The sequence below is a fragment of the Streptomyces sp. NPDC020965 genome (assembly GCF_044333555.1).
Taxonomy (GTDB): domain Bacteria; phylum Actinomycetota; class Actinomycetes; order Streptomycetales; family Streptomycetaceae; genus Streptomyces.
On the sequence record NZ_JBIRRE010000004.1, the window covers coordinates 416,103 to 441,464 of the forward strand.

The window sequence follows — 25,362 nt, forward strand, 5'->3', positions numbered from 1 at the left end:
CGCCCGTGCCGCCCGTGCCCCGGGTGAGGCGAGCGAGGCGGACGCGGCACCGCCCGGGTCAGGGAGCGCACCCCCGGGTTCGGGATCGGCCCGCCCCCCTCGGCTGGGGGGGGGCGGGCCGATGACGGTACGGGGCCCGCGCCGACGGGCGGCGGGTCCCCACCCTCAGGGGCGCTGCCCGACCTTGTCGACGATGGCGCGCTGGAGGACCGCCGTGGTGCCGGTGACGCCCCCCTTGCGGGTGCTGCCCGGCACGTCCACCGTCTGGACGACCCGCTCACCGAGGTACATGTTCGTCTTCCTGTCGAAGATCAGCTCCGCGCGCGACCCCTGGTCCGTACGCGCGACGGCGACACCGCGCCGACCGGTCGCGTCCACGGCGTCCGGGACGACGACGACCCCGGGGATCCGGGCGGCGGCCCGGAACAGCGCGGCGGCGACGTCGGGCGGCATCAGCGACTCCCGCGCCAGGTCGCCCACGAGGACGAAGGTCTGCTGTTCCTCGCTCCCGCCGCCGTCGCTGTGTTCGCGCAGCCAGGTGAGCATCTTGCCGGGATCCGTCGGCAGGGTCCGCAGATTCCGGTAGGTGGTGCTGGCGTCGTTGCCGCCGGTCTGCGGGTCCAGTTTCATGGTGCCGTTCTCATTGTCCTCCCGCAGCAGCCCCGCACGGCTGCCGTCCACCGACAGCCACACCTCGCGCAGGTGGATCGGCTCCATCCGCACCTTCCCGTCCACTCCCTCCCTCATATGGGCGGTCTTGCTCCGCAGGTAGACGAATTGGTCGTCCCGGATGCCGTCCGGCGCCTTCCGGTGTTCGGCCGCCAGTGCCACGTTCTCCAGCAGCGCCACCGCCTCCCTGGAGGCGGATCCGCCGAAGCCGCGCTCGCGGTCGCCGTCGCCGGTGGGCAGGGCCACCGTGATTACGGCGGCGGTGGCCGCCGCGACCGCGGTGACGGTGAGCAGGCGCCGCAGCCGTCGCCCGCGCGGGGCGGGCGCCGTGGCGGTCCGGTCGTCCGGCCTGAACTCGGTCATCAGATGCTCCTTGAGCAGTCGGTGACGGCCCGGTGGGAGATCCCTCTCGGGAAGCTCGGAAGACGCGGGAAGCTCGGGTGGTGTGTTCATCGGTTCCCCTCCTCAATGGGCCCGGCCGCGGGAGCGCGGCTCACTCTCAGCTGTCCGGCTCGGGCCGGGGGTTCCATCGCGTTCGCGAGTTTCGTACGGGCCCGGGAGAGCCGGGACCGTACCGTGCCGACGGGCACGCCCAGTGCCTCGGCGGCTGCCGCGTACCCCAGGCCGGACCAGACGCAGAGGGCGAGCACCTCACGTTCGGAGCGCCGGAGACGGGACAGCGCGGTCTGTACGAGGGCGAGTTGGGACGCGTCGTCGAGGCGGCCCGCGACCTCGTCGGCGAAGTCCCGTTCGGCCTCGGCGCGCGGCAGCCGGGCGACGGCCGCCGCGTGCCGTCGGGTGGCCCGGCGCGTGTTCCGGGCCACATTGGTGGCGAGGCCGAGCAGCCAGGGCCGTACGGAACCGCCCTCCGCCTCGATCCGGTCGCGTAACCGCCATGCCTCCAGAAAGGTCAGCGAGACGATGTCCTCGGCGGTCGACCAGTTTCCCGTCAGCCGGAATCCGTGGTTGTAGACGGAGCGCGCGCAGTCGTCGAAGAGCGTCCCGAAGGCATCGGCGTCACCGGATCGCAGCCGGGTCCTCAGTTCCTCCTGGTTGGTTTCCACACTCGGTATCTGTCCGCACGGCGATACGGGTTCCTGTGGCCCGGGTCACACGCGTCGGCTCCGGCCGATGAGCGGACGGCCGCCGCGCTCATCGGCGCGCGTCGCCGGGGGGTTCGATGGTCTGGAGCGCCAGCGTGGCCGGGAGTTCGGCGAGGCCGGGGCCGCCGGCCGCCACCCAGGCGAGGAGGTCGTCCAGGACGTCGTCGTCGAGCGCCCAGCCGATCCAGGTGGCGCGGGCGCCTCGGCGGCGGCCCTCGGTGGAGGGCTGGACGACGATCACGTTGGCCTGGCCGCACGGACCGAGGCAGTCACTCGTCCGCACCTCCAGTTGACCGCCGGAGGTCGCCGCCGCTCGGCGGAGCCGGGCGAGTTGGCCCCGGTGGTCGGTGCCGGGGTGTTTACGGGCGTCACCGCAGCAGCAGCCGCGGCAGACGACGAGGGAGCAGGGGCGGGTGCGGGGGAAGCGTATGGCGGGCGTGGTCACCCGGTGATCGTCTCAGCACGGCTGGGCTCCTTCCCAGGGGCTTTTCCGCTGGGATCCCGGGAGCGGCGGCGCGCGATGACCGCGCACACGGTCAGTTGGAGCTGGTGGAAGAGCATCAGGGGCAGCACGGCGAGGCTCGTGTCCGGCCCGAACAGCACGGCGGCCATCGGTAGACCCGCCGCCAGGCTCTTGTTCGACCCCGCGAAGAGGATCGTGACCCGATCGGCGCGGACGAAGCCGAGCCGCCGCGATCCGTACCAGGTCAGGCTGAGCATCACCGTCAGCAGAACGGTCTCGATGCCGAGGAGCGCCCCCAGCCCGGCCGGTGTCACCTGGTGCCAGACGCCCGCGTTCATGCCCTGGCTGAAGGCCGTGTAGACGACGAGCAGGATCGAGCCCCGGTCGACGAGGCCGAGGGCCGCGCGGTGCCGGGCGAGGAACGCGCGGTGCCGGGCGAGGAAGCCGCCGATCCACCGCCGTAGGAGTTGGCCGGCGATGAACGGCAGCAGCAGCCGGACCGCGATCCGCAGCAGCGAGTCCGGGGAGAAGTCGGCCCGGCCGCCGAGGAGGAGTAGCGCGAGCAGCGGGGTGAGGAGGATGCCGGCGATGCTGGAGAAGGAGCCGGCGCAGATCGCCGCCGAGACATTGCCCCTGGCGAGGGCGGTGAAGGCGATCGAGGACTGGAGGGTGGACGGGACGACGCAGAGGAAGAGCAGTCCGCCGTACAGCTCGGGTGTGAGGACGTGCGGTGGGAGCGCTCCCGCGGCGAGGCCGAGCAGGGGGAAGACGAGGAAGGTCGCGGCGAGCACCGTCGTGTGGAGTCGCCAGTGCCGGAGTCCGTCCACGACTTCGCGGGTGGAGAGCCGGGCGCCGTAGAGGAAGAAGAGGAGGGCGACGGCGCCGGTGGAGGCGCCGCCGAGGACATCGGCGGTCCCGGCGGACGCGGGGAGCAGCACGGCGAGGGCGACCGTGCCCAGCAGGGTGAGGACGAACGGGTCGAACCTCGGCCGGGCGGGCCTGGGAAACCTGAGCCAGCGCATGGGCTCCCTCCTCGGGTCGGTCCGGATCCGGATCCGGATCCGGATCCGTGTCTGCGTCTGCGTCTGCGTCTGCGTCTGCGTCTGCGTCTGCGTCCACGTCCACGTCCACGTCCACGTCCACGTCCACGTCCACGTCCACGTCCACGTCCACGTCCACGTCCACGTCCACGTCCACGTCCGGCAAGACGTACTGCGGGCGGGCGGCGGCGGATCACGACGTGCGCGCAAAGCTCCGCCAAAACCCTGGTGTGCGCCCCGTACAGATTCCGTGGAGATTTGCTTCCGGCCACCTTACTCAGCGGTCAGAATTCCGGCCCTGACATCGGCATGTGACCGGATTTCTGGTTCTGACCTGTGGTGATGCCATTCGTCCACAGTTCGCAAAGGTGCCCACGCCCGGTGCGGGTGGTGGGGTAGCGTCGCGGCGCCGTTCGGAGCACCACGAGGAGCAGGCCCTTGCGCGAGTTCACTGTCCCCCCCTTGGACGCTGCGCCTCAGGTCGGCGGATTGGCCGACGCGGTCTTCGACCACGCCCGGGAGGATCCACGACGGGCCGCGCTCGGCCGCAAGGACGCGGCGGGTGTGTGGCGGGACGTGAGCGCGGCGGAGTTCCGTGACGAGGTACTCGCGCTGGCGAAGGGGCTGCTCTCGCACGGTGTGCGGTTCGGGGACCGGGTGGCGCTGATGTGCCGTACGCGCTACGAGTGGACGCTCTTCGACTTCGCGATCTGGACGGTCGGTGCCCAGTCCGTGCCCGTCTACCCCACCTCCTCGGCCGAGCAGGTGTTCTGGATGCTCCATGACGCGGAGGTCTCCGCGTGCGTGGTGGAGCACGAGGACCATGCCATGACGGTCGGTTCGGTGGTCGACCGACTGCCGTCGCTGAAGCGGCTGTGGCAGTTGGACGCCGGTGCGGTGGAGTCGTTGGTGGCGGCCGGGGCGCATATCGACGACGAGGTGGTGCAGCGGCACCGGCGCGCGGTGACCCCGGACTCGACGGCCACCGTGGTCTACACCTCGGGGACCACCGGCCGCCCCAAGGGGTGTGTCCTCACCCACGCGCATCTGATGTTCCAGACCGATACGGTGGCCGCGCGCTGGGGGTCGGTCTTCCGCTCGCGCCCCGGCGACGAGCCGTCGACGCTGCTGTTCCTGCCGCTCGCGCATGTCTTCGGCCGCATGGTGGAGGTCGCGGCGATCCGTCGGCGGGTCAAGCTCGGGCATCAGCCGGTGCTCCGGGCTGAGGTGCTGCTGCCCGATCTGGCGACGTTCCGGCCGACGTTCGTGCCGGCTGTCCCGCACGTCTTCGAGAAGATCTTCGAGACGGCGCGGCGCGGGGCGGAGTCGGAGGGGCGGGCGGGTCCTTTCGACAAGGCCGTCGAGGTGGCGGTGCGGTACGCGGAGGCCCTGGAGCACCGGGCGTTCGGGGTCGGTCCCGGACCGTCGGCGGGGTTGCGGGTGCGGCACCAGTTCTTCGAGAAGGCGGTGTACGGGCGGCTCCGAGAGGCGTTGGGCGGGCGGCTGCGGTACGCGATGTCCGGGGGCTCGGGCATGGACCGGCGGCTGGGGCTCTTCTACCGGGGCGCGGGCATCACCATCTGTGAGGGGTACGGGCTGACCGAGTCGACGGCGACCGCGACGGGGAACCCTCCGGAGCGGCCCCGGTTCGGCACGGTCGGCCAGCCGATCCCGGGGACCACGGTGCACATCGCGGCGGACGGGGAGGTGTGGCTGCACGGCGCCCATGTCTTCGCGGGGTATCTCGGCGATCCGAAGGCCACCGGCGCCGTGCTGCGGGAGGGCTGGTTGGCGACCGGCGATCTCGGCGCGCTGGACGAGGACGGCTATCTGACCCTCACCGGGCGGAAGAAGGAGATGTTGGTGACCTCCGGGGGCAAGAGCGTCTCGCCGGTGGTCCTGGAGGAGCGGGTGCGGGCGCATTCCCTGGTGGCGCAGTGCCTCGTGGTCGGCAACGACCGCCCGTATGTGGCGGCGCTGATCACCCTTGACCAGGACGCCGTCGACCACTGGCTGAACATGCGGAACCAACCGGCGCTGCCGGCCGCGGAGCTGGTGCGGGACCCGGTGCTGGAGTCGGAGATCCGCCGCGCGGTGATCACGGCCAATACGCAGGTGTCGCAGGCGGAGTCGATCCGTACCTTCCGGATTCTGGCGCGACCCTTCAGCGAGGAGCGGGGGCTGCTCACACCGTCGCTGAAACTGCGGCGGCGGGCGATCGAGGAAGCCTACGCGGCGGAGGTGGACGCGCTCTACCGGCGCCCCGACGACACCTGACGCTCCATCAATTAGTCCCGTATGGTTATTGACGGACCATCAGGTGCGGCACAGAATTCGGACACCCCCGACGGAGGGATCCACCGTGCCGCGACCCATCCGTACCCTCGCCATCGCCGCCGTGACCTCGGCGCTGCTGCTCAGCACGGCCTGTAACTCGGCGTCCACCTCGGGAGAGGCCGGCGGGAAGGACTCCTCCTCCGTACGGGGAGTGACCAAGGATTCGATCAAGGTCGGTGGCATCGTCTCCATGACCACCGCCAGTGGGTACTCCAAGAAGGACACCGACCTCGGTGCCCGGGCCCGCTACGACCGCGTCAACGACGAGGGCGGGGTGCACGGCCGCCGGATCGACTATCTCGGCGCCGAGGACGACGGCCAGGAACCGGGGCGCAATCTCGCCGCCGCGCGGAAACTCGTCCAGCGGGAGAAGGTGTTCGCCGTATCCCCGATGAGTTCGGTGACCTTCTCCGGCGCGGACTTCCTGGAGCGGCAGCGGGTGCCGACCTTCGGCTGGGGCACGGTTCCGCAGTTCTGCGGACCGAAGCACATCTACGGATTCGGCGGCTGTATGGTCCCGATGCCCGGGGGGGGGCCATCACCCAGAGCTGGCCCGAGAGTCTGGCCGGGGTGCTCGGCGGCGCACGGGGGAAGTCGGTCGCCATCCTCGCCACCGACAACGACGCGGGTACGTTCGCCATCCGGACCTACCGTCAGGGCTTCACGGCGGCCGGGTTCACCGTCGCGTACGCCAAGGCGAGCGTGCCCGCCACCTCACTGCCGAACGACTGGTCCGCGTATACGAAGGACATCCTGCGCAGCGACGGCGGCAAGGCGCCCGACGCCGTGGTCTCGGTGATGCAGACCCCTTACAACATCGGGCTCTTCACGGCGGTGAAGCGGGCCGGCTACCGGGGGGTGATCACCGATCCGACGGACTACGACCCCGGTCTGCTGGCGAAGGCCGCGACCCGGCAGGCGCTGGACGGGGTGCATGTGCTGCTGACCTTCGAGCCGTTCGAGTCGACGAGTCCGGCGATGCGGCGGTTCAAGGAGGACATCCGGCGGACGGCGGGCAAGGACGTGCCGCTCAACATGCACATGATGACCGGCTATATGTCGGCGGATCTCTTCCTCGCCGTGGCCGAGCGGGCCGGCCGGGAGCTGACCGTGGAGAGCTTCCAGCGGGCCGCCGACGGATTCTCCGACACCGGGACACTGGTCGGGGACCGCGCGCTGCCCAAGGGCCAGCGGGAGGCGTTCGGCTGCGGGGCACTCGTCCAGCTCACCGGTGGCGCCTACCGGGTGTCGTCGCCGTTCCGCTGCTATCCGCCCATCCCCTTCTCCTAGGCAAGGAAGGCGGCGGTCATGGCGGATCTGCTGGGCTTCGTCCTGAGCGGTCTGGTCTCCGGCGCGCTCTACGCACTGCTGGCGACGGGACTGGTGCTCTCCTACTCCGCGTCCGGGCTGTTCAACTTCGCCCACGGCGCGACCGCCTATCTGTGCGCGCTCGCCTTCTACGAACTGCACTCCGGCTTCGGCTGGCCGGCCGTGCCGACCGCACTGCTGCTGGTCCTGGTGGTCGCGCCGGGGATCGGCTGGGCGCTGGACCGGCTGATGTTCCGGAAGCTGGCCCGGGTGGGCGAGACCGCGCAGATCGTGGCGACGATCGGGCTGCTGGTCGCCCTGCCCGCGCTGGGGCTGTGGGTGGTGGAACTGCTCGCGGAGTGGGGCGCCCCGGTGAAACCGGCCGAGAACCAGTTCGGGCTGCCGGGGGTCGGGCCCAGCCCGGCCGTCTCCTGGCAGCCGCTGGACGGGGTCGGGGTCGACTCCGACCAACTGATCACCTGGGTGGTCACGGCGACGGTCGCGGCGGGGCTCTGGGTGCTGCTGCGCCACACCCGACTGGGGCTGCGGCTGCGGGCCGCCGTCGACAACCGGGGGCTGGTGGAACTGCGCGGCGTCGACGCCGACCGGCTCTCCTCGATCGCCTGGATGCTGGCGTCCGGTCTCGCGGGTCTCGCGGGAGTGCTGGCGACACCGCTGCTCGGTCTCTCCGCCCACGACTACACCCTCTTTCTGTTCGTGTCGGCGACGGCGGCGGTGCTGGGCCGGTTCGCCTCGGTGCCGCTGGCCTTCGCGGGCGGGCTCGCGCTGGGGGTGCTCCAGAACCTGGTCGCCGGGTACGCCTCGTTCGCGGACCGGATCACCGGCTTCCGTACGGCGGTCCCGTTCCTCATCCTCTTCGCGGGGCTGCTGATCCTGACCCGTCGGCGGCGGACCGCGGGAGTGGCGGCGGCGGCGGACGCGCCACCGGTCGACTACCTGGCGGGGATGGGCTGGTGGCGGCGGTGGGGGCCGTGGGCGGTGGGCGCGGCGCTCCTCGCCACCGCCTTCTACACGGTCACCACACCGTTCTGGAGCGGCATTCTGGCGCAGGGGCTGGCGATCTCCCTCGTCTTCCTCTCCTTCACGGTGGTCACCGGGCTCGGCGCGATGGTCTCGCTGGCGCAGGCCACCTTCGTGACCGGCGCCGCCCTGGTGGCGGGGGTGCTGATGAGCCATGGTTGGCCGTTCTGGGCGGCGGCCCTGGTGGGGACGGCCGGGGCGGCGCTGCTGGGCGCGCTGGTGGCCCTGCCCGCGCTGCGGCTGGGGGGAAGATCGCTGGCGCTCGCCACCCTGGCGCTCGCCTTCCTCGCGGACCAGGTGCTCTTCCAGATCGGCTGGCTGCGGAACGGTGACAGCGGCTGGGAGATCCCGCGCGCCGTGTTCGGCCCGGTCGACCTCACGGACGACCGCGCGCTGGGGGTGGCGCTGCTGGTCCTGGTGACGCTGGTGGTCGCGGCGTTGAGCGCGCTGCGGAACTCACCGTCGGGGCGGGCGATGCTGGCGGTACGGTCGGCTCCGGCCGCGGCGCAGGCGAGCGGCGTCTCGGTGCTCCGGACCAAGCTGCTGCTGTTCACCCTGTCGGCGGGGCTCGCGGGCTTCGGCGGGGTGCTGTACGCCTCGTACAACACCCGGGTCACGGCGACGGACTTCACCGCGATGACGGGGCTGATCTGGCTGGCGGTGGTGGTCGCCGCGGGGCTGCGGCGCCCCCAGTTCGCGGTGGTGGCGGGCCTGGTCTTCGCGCTGGTGCCGCATCTGCTGGCGGACCATGTGACGGAATCGGCGCATCTGCCGGTGATCCTGTTCGGTCTCGCGGGCCTGGCGCTGGCGAACGATCCGGACGGGTACTGCGCGGCGGTGTCCGTACGGCTGCACGCGCGCCGATCGGCGGCGCGGACCGCGACCACGACGCCCGTACCTGCCCGCCCGGAGGGGGTACGGGCGACGGGCGCCGAACCGAGCATACGGACGACGGACGCCGAGACAGCAGAACCCGAGGTACGGGCGACGGGCGCCAACCCGAGCGCACGGACGGCCGACGCCGAGACAGCAGGACCCGAGGCACGGGCGACGGGCACCAACCCGGGCACACGGACGGCCGACGCCGAGACAGCAGAACCAGAGGCACGGGGGGCGGGAGGCGACGGTACCCCCGGGCCGGATCAGGCCGCGGTACGGGCGAGCCGGGTCCAGGCGCGCGACCGAGTACGGGACCGAGTACGTGACCGGGCCTCACGGGCGGGTGCACCAGAGCCGGGGGCCACCGTCCCCGGGGCCCGCTCGGCAGGCGCGGAGGACCAACCGGCCGGCCAGGCACCCCTGCTGGAGTTCGACGGGGTGGACGCCGGCTACGGCACCGCCCCCGTACTGCACGGGATCCGGCTCGCCCTCGCCCCCGGTGAGGTCCTCGCCCTCCTCGGACCCAACGGCGCCGGAAAGTCCACCGTCTGCCGGGTCGCCGCCGGGGGCCTCACCCCCGTCCGTGGCACCCTCCGGGTCCGCGGGCGGGACGCCACCCGGGACGGTCCCGTACGGCGCGCCCGGGACGGTGTGCTCCTCGCCCCCGAGGGACGCGGGATCTTCCCCTCGCTCACGATCGAGGAGAACCTCGCCCTGCAACTCGCCGAGGCCGACGCCCGGGACGCCGTCTACACCCGCTTCCCCGGTCTGGCCAGGCGCCGTACCGTCGTTGCCGGGTCCCTCTCCGGCGGTGAACAGCAACTGCTCGCCCTCGCCCCGCTCCTGGAGCGCCCGCCCGATGTCCTGATCGCCGACGAGCCGTCCCTCGGGCTCGCCCCGCGCATCGTCGCGGAGGTGTTCACCCTCCTCACCGAACTCCGCTCGCGCGGCACCGCGCTGCTCCTGGTGGAGGAGAAGGCGACCGGCGCCCTCGGGATCGCCGACACCGTCGCCTGCCTCGCGCAGGGCGGGATCTCCTGGTGCGGTCCGCGCGCCGATGTGGAGACGGACCGGCTCACCGAGGCGTACCTCGGCCTCGCGGAAGGGGCCCGCCCATGAGCCGATATGTGCTGGAGGCCGTCGGCATCGGGGTCCGCTTCGGCGGTGTGCGGGCGCTGGACGGCGTCGGTCTCGGGGTGAGTCCCGGTGAGGTCTGCGGGCTGATCGGCCCCAACGGGGCGGGCAAGACGACCCTCTTCGACGTGGTCTCCGGGATCCGCCGCCCGGACGACGGGCTGGTGCGGCTCGACGGCGAGGACATCACCCGCCGTTCGCCCGTCTGGCGCGCCCGCCACGGTGTGCGCCGCACCTTCCAGCGGCAGCAGTTGTTCGGGCAGCTCACGGTCGCCGACAATCTGCTGGTCGCGCAGGAGTGGCGCGGCGGTGGTGGCGGGCTCGTGGCGGATCTCGCCGGTGCGCCGGGGCGCCGCTCCCGGGAGTACGCGCGCCGTGAGCGGGCGGCTGAGGTGCTGCGGGAGTGCGGCCTCGACGCGTACGGCGACACCTACGCCGGGGCCCTGCCGGTCGGCCGGGCCCGGATGGTGGAGTTGGCCCGCGCGCTGGCCGACCCGCCGCGCGTACTGCTGCTGGACGAGCCCGCTTCGGGTATGTCGGCCGGGGAGCGGGCCCGGCTCGCCGCCGTCGTGCGGCGGCTGGCGGAGGACGAGGGTTGCGCGGTCCTGCTCGTCGAGCACAATGTGGCGTTCGTGATGGAGCTGTGCACCCGGGTCGTCGTGCTCGACCTGGGCTCGGTGCTCGCCGAGGGCACCGCGGACGAGGTCCGGCGGGACCCGCGGGTGGTGGCGGCCTATCTGGGCGTGGCGTAGGACGGCGGTCCCCCCGCGGGCCGGGGGGACCGCTCGTCAGCGGGGCGTCAGCCGATGGTCACGCGGAGGATCCGGTCCGAGCCAGCCGGACGTCCTCCCCATGCGTCGGCGTTGGACGTGGACAGCCAGAGCTGGTCCGACCCGGGCACCTTGGTCACGGTCCGCAGCCGACCGTAGGTGCCCCGGTAGTGGGATGTCGCCGCGCCGACGCTCTCGTTCTTCGGGTCGATCGGTATCCGCCAGAGCCGCTCCCCCCGCAGGGATGCCATGTAGACGGCGTTGTCCACGATGGCGATCCCGCTCGGCGAGGCCACCGAGACCTTCCAGGTCTTCTTCGGGTCGGTCATCCCGGCCTTGGCGCACCGGCCCTCACAGATCGGCCAGCCGTAGTTCCGGCCCGGCTTGATGAGGTTCAGCTCGTCCCTGGAGCTCTCCCCCAGTTCGGCCGACCAGAGACGGCCCTTGGTGTCGAAGGCCAGGCCCTGCGGGTTCCGGTGGCCGAGGCTGTAGACGAGGGTGCCGAAGGGGTTGCCCGGCGCCGGCTTGCCGTCCCTCGTCAGGCGCAGGATCTTGCCGTTGAGGGATTTCCGGTCCTGGGAGAGCGAGGTTTCGGTGGCGTCGCCCGTGGCCGCGTAGAGATATTCGTCCGGGCCGAAGGCCAGCCTGCCGCCGTTGTGGACGATGGCCTTCTTGATGCCGCGGACCAGGGTCTTGTAGCCGGTGAGCGAGGTGCCGTCATAGGTCATCCGGGCTATCCGCGTGCCGTCGGTCGACGTGTGCATGAAGTACACGTACTTGTTCGTTTTGTAGCGCGGGTCGACCGCGACGCCCATCAGCCCGCCCTCGGCGTCCGTGGTGCGCGTGTAGGGGACGGTGCCGACGACGGTGCGCGCACCGGCCGGGGTCGCCTTGTAGACCTTGAACGAGTCGCGCTCAGTGACCAGTGCCGACTTTCCGCCGGGCAGCCAGTCCGTGCCCCAGGGCATGGTCCAGCCGGTGGAGACGGTCTTCACTCCGGTCGGCTTCCCCGCGGCGACGGCTTCCTGTTGGCCGGCGGCCGCGGCCGGCTGGACGAGCCCGGCGACGAGCGCCGCCGCGCCCACCACCACACCGGTGCCGAGCCGGAGCCGTGTGTTCCTGCCACTGCGCATCTGCGTTCCTCCGTGGGGTCGCTGCTGGGACCGGGGGCCGCCCGGCCCGAGGGGCACGACCGGCGGCTCCCGGACCGGGAACGGTTCGGCCGTCCCCACGTCGAGATGGCCGAAGTGGCCGCGGCGTTCCCGTCGTTGCCGTGCAGGATGGGTGGTGATGGCTTCCGCCGAGGGCGATCGGGGCGCAGCCCGCCCGGGGACTGAGCGGGCTGCGGGGCCGCGCGGGGACTGAGCGGCCCAGCGGGCTGGGAGCGGCTCACCGTGGCCCTTCCGGGAACAGCGAAATTCGCGAGGCTTGTTCATATCCATGACTGATGTTCAGTCATCCGGAACAGGATTCCGATCCCCCCTGAAGCGTTCCACCAGGTGAACCAGGGGACGGATCGGCATTCCGCCACCTTCGATGAGCGGGAATGCCTACGCCGCCTTGATCGTTGTCCAAGGAAGGAGATGACACATCCAACCGACGACGTAAGGATCGACCCCTCGTGAGCAAGGTCCCCTCCATCACCCTCAATAACGGTGTCGCGATGCCGCAGCTCGGCTTCGGCGTGTGGCAGGTGCCCGATGACGAGGCGACGCGTGCGGTCGCCACGGCCCTGGAGGCCGGTTACCGCAGCATCGACACCGCGGCGATCTACCAGAACGAGACGGGCACCGGGCGTGCCGTCACCTCCTCCGGTCTCCCCCGCGAGGACCTCTTCATCACCACGAAGCTGTGGAACAGCGAGCAGGGGTACGACACCACCCTGCGCGCCTTCGACGCCTCGCTCGACAAGCTCGGCCTCGACTACGTCGATCTCTACCTCATCCACTGGCCCGCACCGGCCAACGACGCCTATGTGGACACCTACCGGGCGTTCGAGAAGATCCTGGCCGACGGCCGCGCCAGGTCGATCGGCGTGTCGAACTTCCTGCCGGAGCATCTGGAGCGGCTGATCGAGGAGACCTCGGTCGTCCCCGCGGTGAATCAGATCGAACTCCACCCCCAGCTCCAGCAGGCGGATGCACGGGCCGCCCACGCGCGGCACACCATCGCGACCGAGGCATATTCGCCGCTGGGCTCGGGCAAGGGCCTGCTGGAGGTCCCGACGGTGGTCGCGGTGGCCCAGAAGCACGAGCGGACCCCGGCCCAGGTGGTGCTGCGCTGGCACCTCCAGCTCGGCAATGTGGTGATCCCCAAGTCCGTGACCCCCTCCCGCATCCGGGAGAATCTCGATGTCTTCGACTTCGAGCTGGACGCCGACGACCTGGCGGCGTTCACGGCGCTGGACGAGGGGAAGCGGTTGGGCTTCGACCCGGCGACCTTCGGCTAGGCATTTCCCGAACCGGAGCCCCTCGCCCGTGGTGACGTTCCCCCGGTGCATGGGGCGGCCCGATGACTCCGGCGCAGCCGCGTATGGGTGGCTGCGCCGGTCGTGCTAATCTCCGCGCCCTTTGCGCGCCGTATCATCATATTTACGGTTTATCTGCCTACTTTTGGTGCCCCTTACGTCCCCCGCACCATGGAGGCAGCGCGATGGAGCGCTTCACCCGTACCACCCTCACCGGCATCGTCACCGCCGCCCTGCTCGCCGGATCCATGGGCGTGGCCGCGGCCGTGATCGAGCCGAAGCCGGCCGCGAACGCCAAGAAGACCTCGATCTCGGCAGCCGCCGACGGGAAGCACGAGAGGCACGCGCTCACCGCGCGATCCACCGCGGCGGGCATCCAGGCATGGCGGCAGTTCCGGGTGTACGGGTCGGCCAAGGAGCTGCGCCCCGGCACCCGGGTGGCGCTCCAGCAGAAGCGTGGCAAGCGCTGGGTGACCCTGCCCGCCTCCATGAACACGACACGCAAGGCGACCTACAAGATGCGGGTCTACCTGGGCCTCAAGGGCCGTAACACGCTGCGCATCATCGGCGGCGGCCTGGTGTCCAAGCCGTTCACGGTCACCGTGCACTGACCCCCCGGGCCCGAACCCGTACGGCCCCCGCGCCCCGGTCCCGCACCACCGCACGACTCCCCCTTCGCACACCGACGCCCCCCGCCACGGCCCGAAGTCCGTGACGGGGGGCGTCGGCGTGTCTCCCTCTCGTACGATCATCCGGTTGAACAGCACAGCGCCGAACGAGGAGTACGGGTCATGAGCGGGGCGTTTCGACCGGGCCGCCATCTGGTGCGCAATGTCGGCAGCGGGCTGGTCCTGGAGGTGTACGGCGGGGCCAGGGGCAGCGGCGCCGTCGTCCAACAGGCCGTGGCGAACGGCACCCCCGCCCAGCAGTGGCAGATCGACCCCGTGCCGAACGGCAGCGGGCTCTACCACTTCGTGAACGTGGCCAGCGGCAAGCGCCTCGACGTCGCGAACGCGGCCACCGAGAACGGTGCCGCGATCCAGCAGTGGCGCGCCAACAACTTCGGCGCCCAGGAGTGGATCATCGAACGGCATCTGGACGCGCCGGGCACGGTCGCCGTCGTCAGTTTCATCAGCGGGCTGCTGCTGGAGGTCGCCGACGGCAGCACCGAGGAGGGGGCGCGGGTGCGCCAGTGGGAGGACACGGACACACCCGCCCAGCAGTGGCGGCTCGAACCCTGCGACTGATCACCGCACGCGGTCAGGTCCTGTCCGAGCGGCGGGCGGTGTGCACCGTGCGCGCGGCGAGGAGGTACGTGTCGTCGCGGTGGGCCAGTCCCGCCGGGTCCTCCGGGTCCGTCAGCCGGCGCAGCACGGCGAGGTCGTCGTCCTCCACCAGCCCCTCCATGGCGTCGCGGGCCCGTGCGAAGCCCTGGGCGAGATGGTCGCGCACCTCGGCCGGGACCGGGGCGGGGATGTCGAGCAGGAAGGTCCGGGTGCCGCTCGGGGTGAGATCGGCGGCGGCGAGCAGGGCCCGCCAGTCCTCGGTCTCATGCCGCGCGCCGGGCAGTTCGGAGCGCATCCGCTGGAACCAGGCGCTGTGGGCGGCGTCCAGCCGTGCCTCCAGGCCCGGCCGCCCCATCCCGATGTCACGCGGCAGCCGACGGGTGGGCAGCCCGCCCTCCACCACCGCGAGGACCCCGCCGGGAGCCAGCAGCCCGCCCAGTTCACCGAGGACGGCCCGCTGATCGGCGATGTGGTGGATCGCGTTCCCCGCCCAGATCAGATCCGCCTCGCCCAGCCCGTCGAGTCCACCGGGGAGTTCGGCGTGCCGGGTCGAGAAGCGGTCGGCGATACCAGCCCGCGCGGCGCGCTTCCGGGCCCGCTCCAGGAGTGGTTCGGTGGCGTCCACGGCGACCACTTCGGCGTGCGGGAACGCCTCGGCGAGGAGGACGGTCAGCACCCCCGGGCCACTGCCGACATCCAGGATCCGGCGCACCCCGGCCGGGGGTGTCAGCTCACCGAGCCAGGCCGCGGCCTGGCGGTACAGCGGGCTCTCGATCTCGGCGCCGCGCTCCAGAAGGGGCGCCATCTCGTCCCAGTCGACTTCGTGGCCGCCGTGGTGGTGACCGTGCTTCTCGTGGTGGTGACCGTGCTTGTCGTGGCGATGGCTCATGGCCCCAGCCTCACTCAACCGCACCGCTACAGCAAGGAAGGTTGCCGTTCCGGCAAAGTCGCGCCGGAGCGGCGACCCGTCCGGTGCTCCTGCGGGCTGATGCCCCGCACCCGCTTGAACGCGGCGCTCAGCGCAAAGGAGCCGCTGTAGCCGACCTTCCTCGCCACCGCGTCGACGGTGCTGTCAGAACCGCGCAACAGATCGGCCGCGAGATCGAGCCGCCAGCGGGTGAGATACGCCATCGGGGGCTCCCCCACCAGTTCGTGGAAGCGGCGGGCGAGCTGGGCCCGGGAGACCCCGCATTCGGTGGCGAGCGCGGCGACGGTCCACGGCCGGGCCGGATCGTCCTGGATCAACCGCAGCGCCCGGCCCACCACCGGATCGCCCATGGCCAGATACCAGGCGGGGGCCCGCGCCTCGGGCCGGGCGAACCAGGCCCGAAGCGCACTGATCAGCAGCAGGTCCAGCATCCGGTCGAGCATCGCGCTCTGTCCCGGCTCGTCCCGCCCCAGCTCGTCACCGATGATCGGCAGCAGGGGGCAGTGCCAGGCGCCGGCCGGCAAATGGATCAGCTCCGGCAGCACCTCCAGCAGCCGGCCGCTGATCTCGCCCTCCATCTGGTAGGTACCGATCTGCATGACGGCCGAACCGTCGGGGTCGTTGCCCCAGGTCCGCACGCCCATCAGCATGGATTGCATCAGCGGCGCACCGCCCAGGTCATGGCAGGTGCCGCCCGGTCCGGCGACCGCCAGCGGCTCGGTCCCCGGACTGTCGGCGAGGGTGTACGGAGCCGGGCCGCGGACGATCGCCACATCGCCGGGCCGCATCAGCACCGGCTTCCCGCCGCCGGCGCCGTCAGGCGCGCCGGGGCTGCCCGCGCCGCCGCCCGCACTGGCAGGGCCGCCACCGCCACCCGCGCCGTCAGGGCCGTCAGGGCCGCCTGGGATGATCCACGCCTCCCCCTCCGTCAGACACATCAGGGCGAGCGGGGCCCGGTCCTCGACCCGCACGGCCCACGGCGGCTCCATCACCATCCGCAGCAGGAAGGCACCCCTGGCACGCGGCCCGTCGAGAAGTCCGGCGAAAGCATCCATACGAAGCAGCGTAGACGCACGCGTATGGAATTGAGCCTCTGAAGCATGGAGAGTCCAACCACGGTCCGGGATTCTGAGGTCATGACAGAGAACACGCAGGGAACGACGCTGGTGACGACGGCCACCGGCAAGACCGGCCTCCGGGTGGCGCGGCGGCTCACCGAGCTGGGTGTGACGGTACGGGCCGGCTCCCGCAAGCCGGGGCCAGGCGCGGGCGAGATCGCCTTCGACTGGGAGTCCCCGTCGACCTGGGCACCGGCCCTGAAGGGCGCGGACGCCGCCTATGTCGCGTACTACCCGGACCTGGCCGTGCCGGGCGCCCCCGAGGCGATGCGCGACTTCGGCCGGACGGCGGCGGAGCAGGGGGTGCGGCGCCTGGTGCTGCTCTCCGGGCGCGGTGAAGCCGAGGCGGTGACGGCGGAGGACGCGCTGCGCGAGTCAGGTGTGGAGCTCACGATCGTGCGGGCCGCGTTCTTCGCGCAGAACTTCTCGGAGGGCGCGCTCGCCGAGGGTGTCGCCCTGGGCGAGATCCCCTTCCCGGCCGGCACGACCGCCGAGCCGTTCATCGATGTGGACGACATCGCGGCGGTGGCCGTGGCAGCCCTCACCCAGGACGGCCACGCGGGCGAGATCTACGAGGTGACCGGCCCCCGGCTGCTGACCTTCGCCGAGGTGGCGGCCGAGCTGAGCGGGGCGGCGGGCCGGGAGGTGCGCTATGTCCCGGTGACCGAGGAGGAGTACCGCTCGATCCTCCCGCTGGCGGGCCTCACGGAGGACGAGTCGGCCTGGCTGGCCTGGCTGTTCGCGATGCTCATGGACGGCCACAACGCCTCCACCACGGACACCGTGCGCCGGGTCCTGGGCCGTGACCCGAAGGACTTCTCGGAGTTCGTCCGGGAGGCGGCGGGCACGGGGGCGTGGGGCGTCTGATCCGCCGGCGGGGGGCAGGTCCGTACGCCCCCCGCTGCGGGGGCGTACGGCGCCACGCGATCACTTGCCGAAGCGGCGTTCCCGGTTCGCGTACGAGCGGAGCGCGCGCAGGAAGTCCACCCGGCGGAAGGCCGGCCAGTAGCAGTCCACCCAGTGCATCTCGGCGTACGCGGACTGCCAGAGCAGGAAGCCGGACAGCCGCTGCTCGCCGGAGGTCCGGATGATGAAGTCGGTGCGGTCGGCGGTCGGCGAGTACAGATGCCGGGAGATGTCCTCGATCTCGAACCGCTCGACCAGGGCGGCCGGATCGCCACCGGCCGCGATGTGTTCCTCGAAGGCGCTCTTCACCGCGTCGACGATCTCCCGGCGGCCGCCGTAGCCGACCGCGACGTCCACCTTGAGCGCGGCGCGCCCGGTCGTCGCGGCGGCGGCCGCCTTGAGCACCTGGGCGCTGGTGCCGGGCAGCATGTCGAGCGAGCCAATCACCTGGACCTCCCAGGGGCGGCCGGCGGCGGTGATGTCCCGGACGGTCTCTTCGATGATCTCGATCAGCGGGCCGAGCTGCTCGGCAGGACGCCCGAGGTTGTCGTCGGAGAGCATGAAGAGGGTCACGTGCTCGATCCCGGCTGCGGTACACCAACCGAGGAACTCGGTCGCCTTGGCGCCACCCGCCCGGTAGCCCTCCCGGACGTCCGTGAGTCCCGCCTGCCGGGCCCAGCGCCGGTTGCCGTCGAGCATGATCCCGACGTGTCGCGGGCGCGGCAGCCCCGTCAGCGTGGCGGCCAGTCGGCGCTCGTACACCGCCTCGATCGGCCGTCGGAGGAAGAGCGGGAGCAGCTTCATGAACCATCTCTATCGCGTTGTGAGTACCTGCCGCGGACCCTACCAGGGAGCTTGCCGCCGCCCCCACCGGATCGGGCCTAATGGCGTTGCCACAGACGCCACTTGACCGGCGGCGCGGCCGCCGCGGGGAGGGTCCGGGGCAGGACACCCCCCGACTGGTGGTGGACGGCGAGCTCTAGGGAGTGTCTTCAAAGTGGCGTCGTCCGCCCGGAGGGCGGGTCTGGCGGGGTCTGGTGCATGGGGTCTCCCCAAGCCCACAAGGGCCGAGGCATGGGGTCTCCCCAAGCCCACAAGGGCCGAGGCATGGGGTCTCCCCAAGCCCACAAGGGCCGAGGCATGGGGTCTCCCCAGGCCCGCAAGGGCCGAGGCATGGGGTCTCCCCAGGCCCGCAAGGGCCGAGGGGACGGATCCCAAGGCGGAGGATGGGGGCACCTCCCGGCCGGAGGCTGGGGGAGAGTCAATGCGGTGTATTGGCGACTGACGACAACGCAGGGTGGGGGTCCCCCAGGCCCGCAGGGCCCAGGGGGCGTGCGGGCCAGGGCACGGCAGCCAAACGGGACTTTGCAGACACGACCTAGGGTGAGGACATGCCGTCCTCCCGCCAGCAGTCCGCCCCCTGTCGGGCCGACGCGTCCCGGCCGCCCGCCGCCGCGCCGCCGGGGGGCCGTACCGGCGGAGCGCACGGGGCGGTCGGGACCCCGCGGCCGACCCGGGAGGCGCGTTCGCTGCCGGTGGTCGCCGCGGGCGCGGTGGTGATGCCGTTCGCGATCCAGGCGTACGACGAGGTCGTCGCGCACGACACCACCTGGGGCGAGCACTCGCACCCCTTCCACGAGCTGCTCTGGAACGGGCGCGGCGCGTCGACGGCCGTGGTCGGGGCACGCGTCTGGACGATCACTCCCGCGCTCGGGCTGTGGATGCCCGCGGGCACGCTGCACTCGGGTTCGGCGGTCGCCGGGACCTGGTTCCGGGCGAGCTTCTTCGGCTTCCACACCACACCGTCCATCTCCGACACCCCGGTGGCCGTGGAGATCACCCCGCTGCTGCGGCTGCTGCTGGAACGGCTCGGCGACTCCCGGCTCACCGCGGCCTCGCGGGCGACGACCGAGGCGATGGTGCTCGACGTGCTCGAACCGTCGCCGCGCGAACTCCTCGTCCAGGCGCCCACCTCGGCCCTGCTGCGTCCGATCGCCGAGGCGCTCCGCGAGGATCCGGGCGACCAGCGCACGCTCGCGCACTGGGCGGCGGAGCTGTGTGTGAGCGCCCGGACGATCAGCCGGGCGTTCAATGCGGAGACCGGCACCAGCTTCGCGCGCTGGATCGCCTCGGTCCGGGCCCAGCACGCCGTCGCGCTGCTCACCCGGGGCTGGGAGGTGGAGGCGGTGGCCGAGGAGGTCGGGTACCAGTCGGCGAGCGCCTTCGGGGCGGCCTTCCGGCGGACGACGGGGCTCACCCCGGGCACGTTCCGGGTGTCCTGAGGCCCGGGTGTCCTGAGCGGCGCCCCGACGCGCCCTGAAGAGTGCTCGCGGCGCCCCGACGCCCTGAAAGGCCGGGCCCTGAGTCGCGAGGGGTGTCCCGTAAGCCGTGGAGTCATGGAGTCATGGAGTCATGGCGTCATGAGGGATGTCCTGAGTCACCCTTTTCGGCCGGGCGCGGGATGCCCCCGGGCCCACACCGGAGCGCGTCCCGATCGCTACATCCGGTGTCCCATAAGCTCGATTGCGACATCATTCGACGTTCTCCTACAGTGCGAAGGCAAGCCTTACCTAAGCGCTTGCACTCAGTGCGGTGCACACACTCCACGACGGCATCCCGGGACCCGGGCGTGCGAGGACCGGCACCTGGCATCCGGACCAGTGGGGTTGGAAAAACATGCGTTCACGTCGACTGCGGCTGCTCACCGCGACCGCCGCTCTCCTGACTCTCGCCGCCTGCGGCAGTCCCTCATCCGCCGAGGACGACGGCGGCAAGGACGACAAGGCCGACAAGGGGGCCAAGGACTCATCCTCGTCCGGCACCTTCCCGCTCACCGTCGAACACGCCCTGGGCAAGACGACCATCCCCGAGAAGCCGAAGCGCGTCGCCACGGTGAACTGGGCCAACCACGAGGTGCCGCTGGCGCTCGGTGTCGTGCCCGTCGGCATGGCCGCCGCGAACTTCGGCGACGACAACACCGACGGGGTGCTGCCCTGGGTGAAGAAGAAGCTGGACGAGCTGGGCGCGAAGACCCCGGTCCTCTTCGACGAGAACGACGGCATCGACTTCGAGGCGGTCGCCAACACCAAGCCGGACGTCATCCTCGCCTCCTACTCCGGCCTGACGAAGCAGGACTACGCCACTCTCAGCGATATAGCCCCCGTGGTGGCGTACCCCGACGCCCCGTGGGCGACGCCGTGGCGGGAGATCGTCCGGACGAACAGCGAGGCCATCGGACTCGCCGCCGAGGGCGAGAAGATGATCAAGGACCTGGAGGGCGAGATCGGCCGGACCGTCGCCAAGTACCCCCAGATCAAGGGTAAGTCGGCGATGTTTATGACGCATGTCGACCCGGGCGATGTCAGCAAGATCGGTTTCTACACCGCGCACGACACCCGGACGCTGTTCTTCGAAGACCTCGGCATGAAGATCCCCGGCAGTATCGCCAAGGCGTCGCGGGGCACGGACAAGTTCGCGCTCACCCGCAGCGCCGAGCAGGTCGACGTGTTCAACGACGTCGACCTCATCACCGGCTACGGCGACGCGAAGGGCGAACTCGCCACCACGCTGCGCAAGGACCCGCTGCTGTCGAAGATCCCCGCGATCGAACGCGGCTCCACGTACCTGCTGCCCGGCAGCTCGCCCCTCGCGACGGCGGCCAACCCGACACCGCTGTCGATCTCCTGGGTGCTGGAGGACTACGTCGCCGCGCTCGCCAAGGCCGCGGACAAGGTCAAGTGAGAACGGCCACCGCCAGCCGGACGCCGGACGCCGCCGTGGTGCGGCGTCCGGCGCGGGTCCGGTCGCTGTGGCTCCTCGCGGCGGTCCTGGCACTGGCCGCGCTCATGGTGGCATCCGTCGCGTTCGGCTCCCGGGCCGTCGGCTGGTCCGACGTCTGGGCCGCGCTCGGCGGCGCGGACGCGACGCTGGAGCAGGCGGCCGCCGCCAAGCGGATACCCCGGACCCTGCTCGCCGCGCTGATCGGCGCGGCGCTGGGGCTCGCGGGCGCCGTCATGCAGGGAGTGACCCGCAACCCGCTCGCCGATCCGGGCATCCTCGGGGTCAATATGGGCGCGTCGCTCGCAGTGGTCACCGGGGTCGCGTACTTCGGACTCTCCTCGCCGACCGGTTACGTGTGGGTCGCGATGGCGGGGGCGGCGCTGTCAGCGCTGTTCGTGTACAGCGTCGGCACGCTCGGACGGGGTGGTGCCACACCCCTGAAGCTGGCCCTCTCCGGGGCCGCGACCTCGGCCGCCTTCGCCTCCCTCGTCACCGCCGTGGTGCTCCCCCGCAACGACATCGCCGGGAGCTTCCGGCTCTGGCAGATCGGCGGGGTGGGCGGTGCCTCCTACGAACGCATCGGGCATGTGCTGCCCTTCCTGGCGGCGGGGTTCGTGATCTCCCTGCTGTCGGCCAGGGGGCTGAACTCGCTGGCGCTGGGCGAGGAACTCGCGGCGGGCCTCGGCGAGCGGGTCGCCGTGGCCCGGGGCGTCGCCGCCCTCGGCGCCGTCGTGCTGTGCGGCGCGGCGACCGCGGTCGCCGGGCCCATCGCCTTCGTCGGACTCGTCGTCCCCCACGCCTGCCGGCTGCTCATCGGGGTGGACCACCGCTGGCTGCTGCCCTTCGCCGCGCTGCTGGGCGCGGCGCTGCTCACGGCGGCCGACGTGGCCGGCCGGGTGGTGGCCAGGCCGGCCGAGATCGATGTGGGCATCGTGACGGCGCTGATCGGCGCCCCCTTCTTCATCTGGATCGTCCGTAGGCAGAAGGTGCGTGCCCTGTGAGCGCCGACGTCCTTTCCGTCCGACCGCCGTCCACCGCGGCCGTCGCCCGCGGCCGGGCCCGCCGGGCGTTTCGCCGGCGCGCGGTCGCCCTGCTGCTGGCCGCGCTCGTGGTGGTCATGTTCACCGTCACCCTGATGGCGGGTCAGACGTACTACCCGTTCGACGACGTGGTCCGGGTGGTCCTCGGTGAACAGGTGCCGGGGGCGTCGTTCACGGTCGGGCGGCTACGACTGCCGCGAGCCGTGCTCGCGGTGGTGGCGGGCTTCAGCTTCGGCCTGGCCGGCGTCACCTTCCAGACCATGCTCCGCAATCCGCTCGCCAGCCCGGACGTCATCGGCATCAGCTCGGGCGCGAGCGCGGCGGCGGCCGTCGCGATCGTCCTGTTCTCCTTCGGCGAGACGCAGGTGTCGGCCTTCGCCATCGCCGCCGCGCTCGCCGTGGCGCTGCTCGTCTACACCCTGGCGTTCAAGGACGGGGTGGTCGGCACCCGGCTGATCCTCATCGGCATCGGCATCGCCGCGATGCTCGACAGCGTCGTCGCCTACGTGCTGTCCCAGGCCGCCGAGTGGGACCTCCAGGAGGCGATGCGCTGGCTGACCGGCAGCCTCAACGGCACCACCTGGGACCAGACCGTGCCCGCCGCGGTCGCGCTGGCGGTGCTCTGTCCCGTACTGCTGTCGCAGGCACGGAACCTGTCGGCGATGGGGCTCGGGGACGACACCGCGTCCGCCCTCGGGGTCCGCGTCGAACGCACCCGTATCACGGTCATCGTCGCCGCCGTCGGCCTGATCGCGTTCGCCACGGCGGCGGCCGGGCCGATCGCATTCGTCGCCTTCCTCTCCGGGCCCATTGCGGCACGGATCACCGGCTCCGGCGGTTCGCCGCTGGTGCCCGCCGGACTGGTCGGCGCCCTGCTGGTGCTGGTCGCCGACTTCACCGGTCAGTTCGCCTTCGACACGCGCCTCCCGGTCGGCGTCGTCACGGGTGTGCTCGGCGCGCCCTATCTCGTCTATCTGATCGTCCGCACCAACCGGGCAGGAGGTTCCCTGTGACCACGTCCCACTCCCTGGCGGCCGAAGGACTCACCCTCGGCTACGGCGACCGCACCGTCGTCGACTCCCTCGACCTGGCCGTACCGCCCGGCCGGATCACGGCCATCGTCGGCGCGAACGCCTGCGGCAAGTCGACGCTGCTGCGGTCCATGTCCCGGCTGCTGGCGCCCCGCGCGGGCCGTGTCGTCCTCGACGGCAAGGAGGTGCACCGGCTGCCCGCCAAGGAGCTCGCCCGCACGCTCGGGCTGCTGCCCCAGTCGCCGGTGGCTCCCGAGGGCATCACCGTCTCCGACCTCGTGGGACGCGGACGCCATCCGCACCAGCGGATGTTCTCGCGCTGGAACGCCGAGGACGACACGGCCGTGGCGGTGGCACTGGAGGCGACGGACACCACGTCCCTCGCCGACCGCTCCGTGGACGAACTGTCCGGGGGACAGCGCCAGCGGGTGTGGATCGCGATGGCGCTCGCCCAGCAGACCGACATCCTGATGCTGGACGAGCCCACCACCTTCCTCGACGCGAGCCACCAGGTGGAGGTCCTCGACCTGCTGACGGACCTGAACCACGCGCGCGGCACGACCGTCGTCATGGTCCTGCACGACCTCAACCTGGCCGCCCGGTACGCCGACCACGTCGTCGCCCTCGCGGCGGGCCGGCTGCACGCGGCCGGGGCGCCGCACGAGGTGCTGACGGAGGACAACGTCCGCGCGGTGTTCGGCCTCGACAGCCGCATCATCGAGGACCCCGTCTCCGGCCGGCCGCTCATGCTTCCCATCGGAAGGCACGGTGTCCGGCCTACGGTGGACAGACGACCGGGGTCCGTCCCGGCCACCCAGCCCCGCTGACGGGCGCCGCCCCGCCACGGATACGAGCCCCCCGGCGGGGGGACCGCCCGGCCCACTCGCGCACCTCGCACCCACCATCGGGAGTCGCCTTGCCCAACAGAACCGTCGCCACCGCCGCGGAGCACACCGCGGCCCCGCCCGCCGAAGCAACCGGGACCGGCTTCACCGAACTCCGCTCGCGCGCGGAGCTGCGGGAGCTGCTGGGCGAGCCGCACCCGATCGTCATCGACAAGGTGCACGGCCGACTCGCCGACGACGACCGGGCGCTGTTGGCCCGCTCCACGTTCTGCCTGCTGGCCACGTCCGACACGCAGGGCGCCTGCGACGTCTCCCCCCGCGGCGGCGCCCCCGGCTTCACCCACATCGTCGACGCCGGCACCCTCGCCCTGCCGGAGCGCCAGGGCAACCGCCGGGGCGACAGCCTCCACAACATCCTCGCCAACCCGCACGCCGGACTGCTGTACCTCGTCCCCGGCAGCCGGGACGTGCTGCGGATCAACGGCAGGGCCCGCGTCCTGACCGACGCCCCCTTCTTCGACGCGATGACATCGGCGGGCCGACGCCCCGACCTCGCGGTGCTGATCGAGATCGACGAGGTGTACCTCCACTGTCCGCAGTCCCTGCGGCTCTCGGGACTGTGGGACACCACCAGATGGGAGGGGGCCTGACCGGGCCTCGGGGGTTCGCCGGCCGACGCTGCCCCTATCCAGGACGCGGGTCGTCGCCGCAGCGATCGGGGTGCGCCGCCATGCGCCTGGTGCTCCTGCCCCATGCGCGCACCGGTGGCGTGCGACTGACTGAGATAGTCCGCCGTCCGGTCCTCGTCCCCGAGCCGGGAGGCGACCACCGCGGCGAAATTGATGTGACTGCCGTACGCCACCAACTGCTCCTTGGTGGCCCGGGAGAAGGTGGGCTCGATGTCCACGGCGGCGCGCTCCGCGAGGTCGAGGGCCTCCGGCAGACGTGCGTCACGAAGGTAGACCCATGACCGTCCGGACATGACGAGCGCCTGGCGGAGATCGTCCCCGGCGTGATCCGCGGCGGTCTGCGCATGTCCGATCGCCGCATACGCCAGGTCCCTGGACCCCATCAGATTCGCCACGTATCCAGCCAGCCGGTATGCATCGGCCAACAGGCCCCACGCCTCGCCCTGCTCGCCGACCGGCTGCTCACGGAGTCGGGCCGACGCTTCGGTGATGAGCGGGCCCGCCAGGGCCCCGGCCGCGACGCAACCG

General features: G+C 71.9%; 23 protein-coding genes and 1 pseudogene. 15 read left to right on the plus strand and 9 right to left on the minus strand.

What is annotated here, in order from left to right; all coding sequences use genetic code 11:
• Nucleotides 1–165 precede the first annotated feature (165 nt).
• The 4 genes from ACH4S7_RS15605 to ACH4S7_RS15620 form a co-directional block, all read right to left on the minus strand.
• Nucleotides 166–1,122 (minus strand): CU044_5270 family protein, encoded by a 957-nt coding sequence (locus ACH4S7_RS15605; RefSeq protein ID WP_398521691.1) that lies wholly within the window; start codon nucleotides 1,120–1,122, stop codon nucleotides 166–168.
• The gene (locus ACH4S7_RS15610; protein WP_398521692.1) at nucleotides 1,119–1,733 is read right to left on the minus strand and encodes an RNA polymerase sigma factor; all 615 of its coding nucleotides are present in this window, start codon (nucleotides 1,731–1,733) and stop codon (nucleotides 1,119–1,121) included. Before ACH4S7_RS15610 ends, ACH4S7_RS15605 begins: the two co-directional genes overlap by 4 nt.
• An 88-nt stretch (nucleotides 1,734–1,821) precedes the next feature.
• Entirely contained in the window at nucleotides 1,822–2,217 is a 396-nt protein-coding gene (locus tag ACH4S7_RS15615) for a (2Fe-2S) ferredoxin domain-containing protein (protein ID WP_398521693.1), read from the minus strand.
• Nucleotides 2,214–3,257, minus strand: coding sequence for a bile acid:sodium symporter family protein (locus tag ACH4S7_RS15620; protein ID WP_398521694.1), 1,044 nt, complete (start codon nucleotides 3,255–3,257; stop codon nucleotides 2,214–2,216). Before ACH4S7_RS15620 ends, ACH4S7_RS15615 begins: the two co-directional genes overlap by 4 nt.
• 480 nt (nucleotides 3,258–3,737) lie before the next feature.
• On the opposite strand from ACH4S7_RS15620, the gene ACH4S7_RS15625 reads away from it, so the two are divergent.
• Nucleotides 3,738–5,552, plus strand: a complete 1,815-nt coding sequence (locus tag ACH4S7_RS15625) for an AMP-dependent synthetase/ligase (RefSeq protein WP_398521695.1) — start codon at nucleotides 3,738–3,740, stop codon at nucleotides 5,550–5,552.
• Between the two features lie 39 nt (nucleotides 5,553–5,591).
• Here ACH4S7_RS15625 and ACH4S7_RS15630 read toward each other — a convergent pair whose 3' ends face one another.
• On the minus strand, nucleotides 5,592–5,828 hold the full coding sequence (locus ACH4S7_RS15630; protein WP_398521900.1) for a hypothetical protein: 237 nt from the start codon (nucleotides 5,826–5,828) through the stop codon (nucleotides 5,592–5,594).
• Here ACH4S7_RS15630 and ACH4S7_RS15635 point away from each other — a divergent pair.
• The 4 genes and pseudogenes from ACH4S7_RS15635 to ACH4S7_RS15650 form a co-directional block, all read left to right on the plus strand.
• Nucleotides 5,803–6,045 (plus strand): annotated as a pseudogene (locus ACH4S7_RS15635) (ABC transporter substrate-binding protein); the annotation flags it as partial. The gene ACH4S7_RS15630 and the pseudogene ACH4S7_RS15635 overlap by 26 nt on opposite strands.
• 137 nt (nucleotides 6,046–6,182) lie before the next feature.
• A complete protein-coding gene (locus ACH4S7_RS15640; RefSeq protein ID WP_398521696.1) occupies nucleotides 6,183–6,902 on the plus strand; it encodes an ABC transporter substrate-binding protein in 720 nt (239 codons plus the stop codon).
• Between the two features lie 18 nt (nucleotides 6,903–6,920).
• Nucleotides 6,921–9,959 carry an ATP-binding cassette domain-containing protein gene (locus ACH4S7_RS15645; protein ID WP_398521697.1) on the plus strand — a complete coding sequence of 1,013 codons (3,039 nt, stop codon included), beginning with the start codon at nucleotides 6,921–6,923 and terminating at the stop codon, nucleotides 9,957–9,959.
• Nucleotides 9,956–10,726 carry an ABC transporter ATP-binding protein gene (locus ACH4S7_RS15650; RefSeq protein WP_398521698.1) on the plus strand — a complete coding sequence of 257 codons (771 nt, stop codon included), beginning with the start codon at nucleotides 9,956–9,958 and terminating at the stop codon, nucleotides 10,724–10,726. The genes ACH4S7_RS15645 and ACH4S7_RS15650 overlap by 4 nt, the downstream gene beginning before the upstream one ends.
• Before the next feature lie 47 nt (nucleotides 10,727–10,773).
• Here ACH4S7_RS15650 and ACH4S7_RS15655 read toward each other — a convergent pair whose 3' ends face one another.
• Nucleotides 10,774–11,877, minus strand: a complete 1,104-nt coding sequence (locus ACH4S7_RS15655; protein ID WP_398521699.1) for a PQQ-dependent sugar dehydrogenase — start codon at nucleotides 11,875–11,877, stop codon at nucleotides 10,774–10,776.
• Between the two features lie 488 nt (nucleotides 11,878–12,365).
• On the opposite strand from ACH4S7_RS15655, the gene ACH4S7_RS15660 reads away from it, so the two are divergent.
• From ACH4S7_RS15660 to ACH4S7_RS15670, 3 genes are all read left to right on the plus strand, one after another.
• Complete coding sequence (locus tag ACH4S7_RS15660; protein ID WP_398521700.1) at nucleotides 12,366–13,193, plus strand: aldo/keto reductase; 828 nt, start codon at nucleotides 12,366–12,368, stop codon at nucleotides 13,191–13,193.
• Nucleotides 13,194–13,396: 203 nt separating this feature from the next.
• Nucleotides 13,397–13,822, plus strand: a complete 426-nt coding sequence (locus tag ACH4S7_RS15665) for a hypothetical protein (RefSeq protein ID WP_398521701.1) — start codon at nucleotides 13,397–13,399, stop codon at nucleotides 13,820–13,822.
• A gap of 180 nt (nucleotides 13,823–14,002) precedes the next feature.
• A complete protein-coding gene (locus tag ACH4S7_RS15670) occupies nucleotides 14,003–14,458 on the plus strand; it encodes an RICIN domain-containing protein (RefSeq protein WP_398521702.1) in 456 nt (151 codons plus the stop codon).
• A 13-nt stretch (nucleotides 14,459–14,471) separates the two neighbouring features.
• On the opposite strand, the gene ACH4S7_RS15675 is transcribed toward ACH4S7_RS15670, so the two are convergent.
• Nucleotides 14,472–15,386 carry a class I SAM-dependent methyltransferase gene (locus ACH4S7_RS15675; RefSeq protein ID WP_398521703.1) on the minus strand — a complete coding sequence of 305 codons (915 nt, stop codon included), beginning with the start codon at nucleotides 15,384–15,386 and terminating at the stop codon, nucleotides 14,472–14,474.
• Between the two features lie 26 nt (nucleotides 15,387–15,412).
• Nucleotides 15,413–16,480 (minus strand): cupin domain-containing protein, encoded by a 1,068-nt coding sequence (locus ACH4S7_RS15680; protein ID WP_398521704.1) that lies wholly within the window; start codon nucleotides 16,478–16,480, stop codon nucleotides 15,413–15,415.
• Nucleotides 16,481–16,561: 81 nt separating this feature from the next.
• Here ACH4S7_RS15680 and ACH4S7_RS15685 point away from each other — a divergent pair, with 81 nt between their 5' ends.
• Nucleotides 16,562–17,410 carry an NAD(P)H-binding protein gene (locus ACH4S7_RS15685; RefSeq protein WP_398521705.1) on the plus strand — a complete coding sequence of 283 codons (849 nt, stop codon included), beginning with the start codon at nucleotides 16,562–16,564 and terminating at the stop codon, nucleotides 17,408–17,410.
• A 60-nt stretch (nucleotides 17,411–17,470) separates the two neighbouring features.
• Here the strand turns inward: ACH4S7_RS15685 and ACH4S7_RS15690 are convergent, their stop codons facing one another.
• Nucleotides 17,471–18,253, minus strand: coding sequence for an isoprenyl transferase (locus tag ACH4S7_RS15690; protein ID WP_398521706.1), 783 nt, complete (start codon nucleotides 18,251–18,253; stop codon nucleotides 17,471–17,473).
• A gap of 755 nt (nucleotides 18,254–19,008) precedes the next feature.
• Here ACH4S7_RS15690 and ACH4S7_RS15695 point away from each other — a divergent pair.
• The 6 genes from ACH4S7_RS15695 (at nucleotide 19,009) to ACH4S7_RS15720 (ending at nucleotide 24,795) form a co-directional block, all read left to right on the plus strand.
• Complete coding sequence (locus ACH4S7_RS15695) at nucleotides 19,009–19,731, plus strand: helix-turn-helix domain-containing protein (protein WP_398521889.1); 723 nt, start codon at nucleotides 19,009–19,011, stop codon at nucleotides 19,729–19,731.
• Nucleotides 19,732–20,125: 394 nt separating this feature from the next.
• On the plus strand, nucleotides 20,126–21,190 hold the full coding sequence (locus ACH4S7_RS15700; RefSeq protein ID WP_398521707.1) for an iron-siderophore ABC transporter substrate-binding protein: 1,065 nt from the start codon (nucleotides 20,126–20,128) through the stop codon (nucleotides 21,188–21,190).
• The gene (locus ACH4S7_RS15705; protein ID WP_398521708.1) at nucleotides 21,187–22,230 is read left to right on the plus strand and encodes a FecCD family ABC transporter permease; all 1,044 of its coding nucleotides are present in this window, start codon (nucleotides 21,187–21,189) and stop codon (nucleotides 22,228–22,230) included. The genes ACH4S7_RS15700 and ACH4S7_RS15705 overlap by 4 nt, the downstream gene beginning before the upstream one ends.
• Entirely contained in the window at nucleotides 22,227–23,282 is a 1,056-nt protein-coding gene (locus ACH4S7_RS15710) for a FecCD family ABC transporter permease (protein ID WP_398521709.1), read from the plus strand. Before ACH4S7_RS15705 ends, ACH4S7_RS15710 begins: the two co-directional genes overlap by 4 nt.
• Nucleotides 23,279–24,127, plus strand: coding sequence for an ABC transporter ATP-binding protein (locus ACH4S7_RS15715; RefSeq protein ID WP_398521710.1), 849 nt, complete (start codon nucleotides 23,279–23,281; stop codon nucleotides 24,125–24,127). The genes ACH4S7_RS15710 and ACH4S7_RS15715 overlap by 4 nt, the downstream gene beginning before the upstream one ends.
• Nucleotides 24,128–24,216: 89 nt before the next feature.
• The gene (locus ACH4S7_RS15720) at nucleotides 24,217–24,795 is read left to right on the plus strand and encodes an MSMEG_1061 family FMN-dependent PPOX-type flavoprotein (protein ID WP_398521711.1); all 579 of its coding nucleotides are present in this window, start codon (nucleotides 24,217–24,219) and stop codon (nucleotides 24,793–24,795) included.
• Nucleotides 24,796–25,362: the final 567 nt, after the last annotated feature.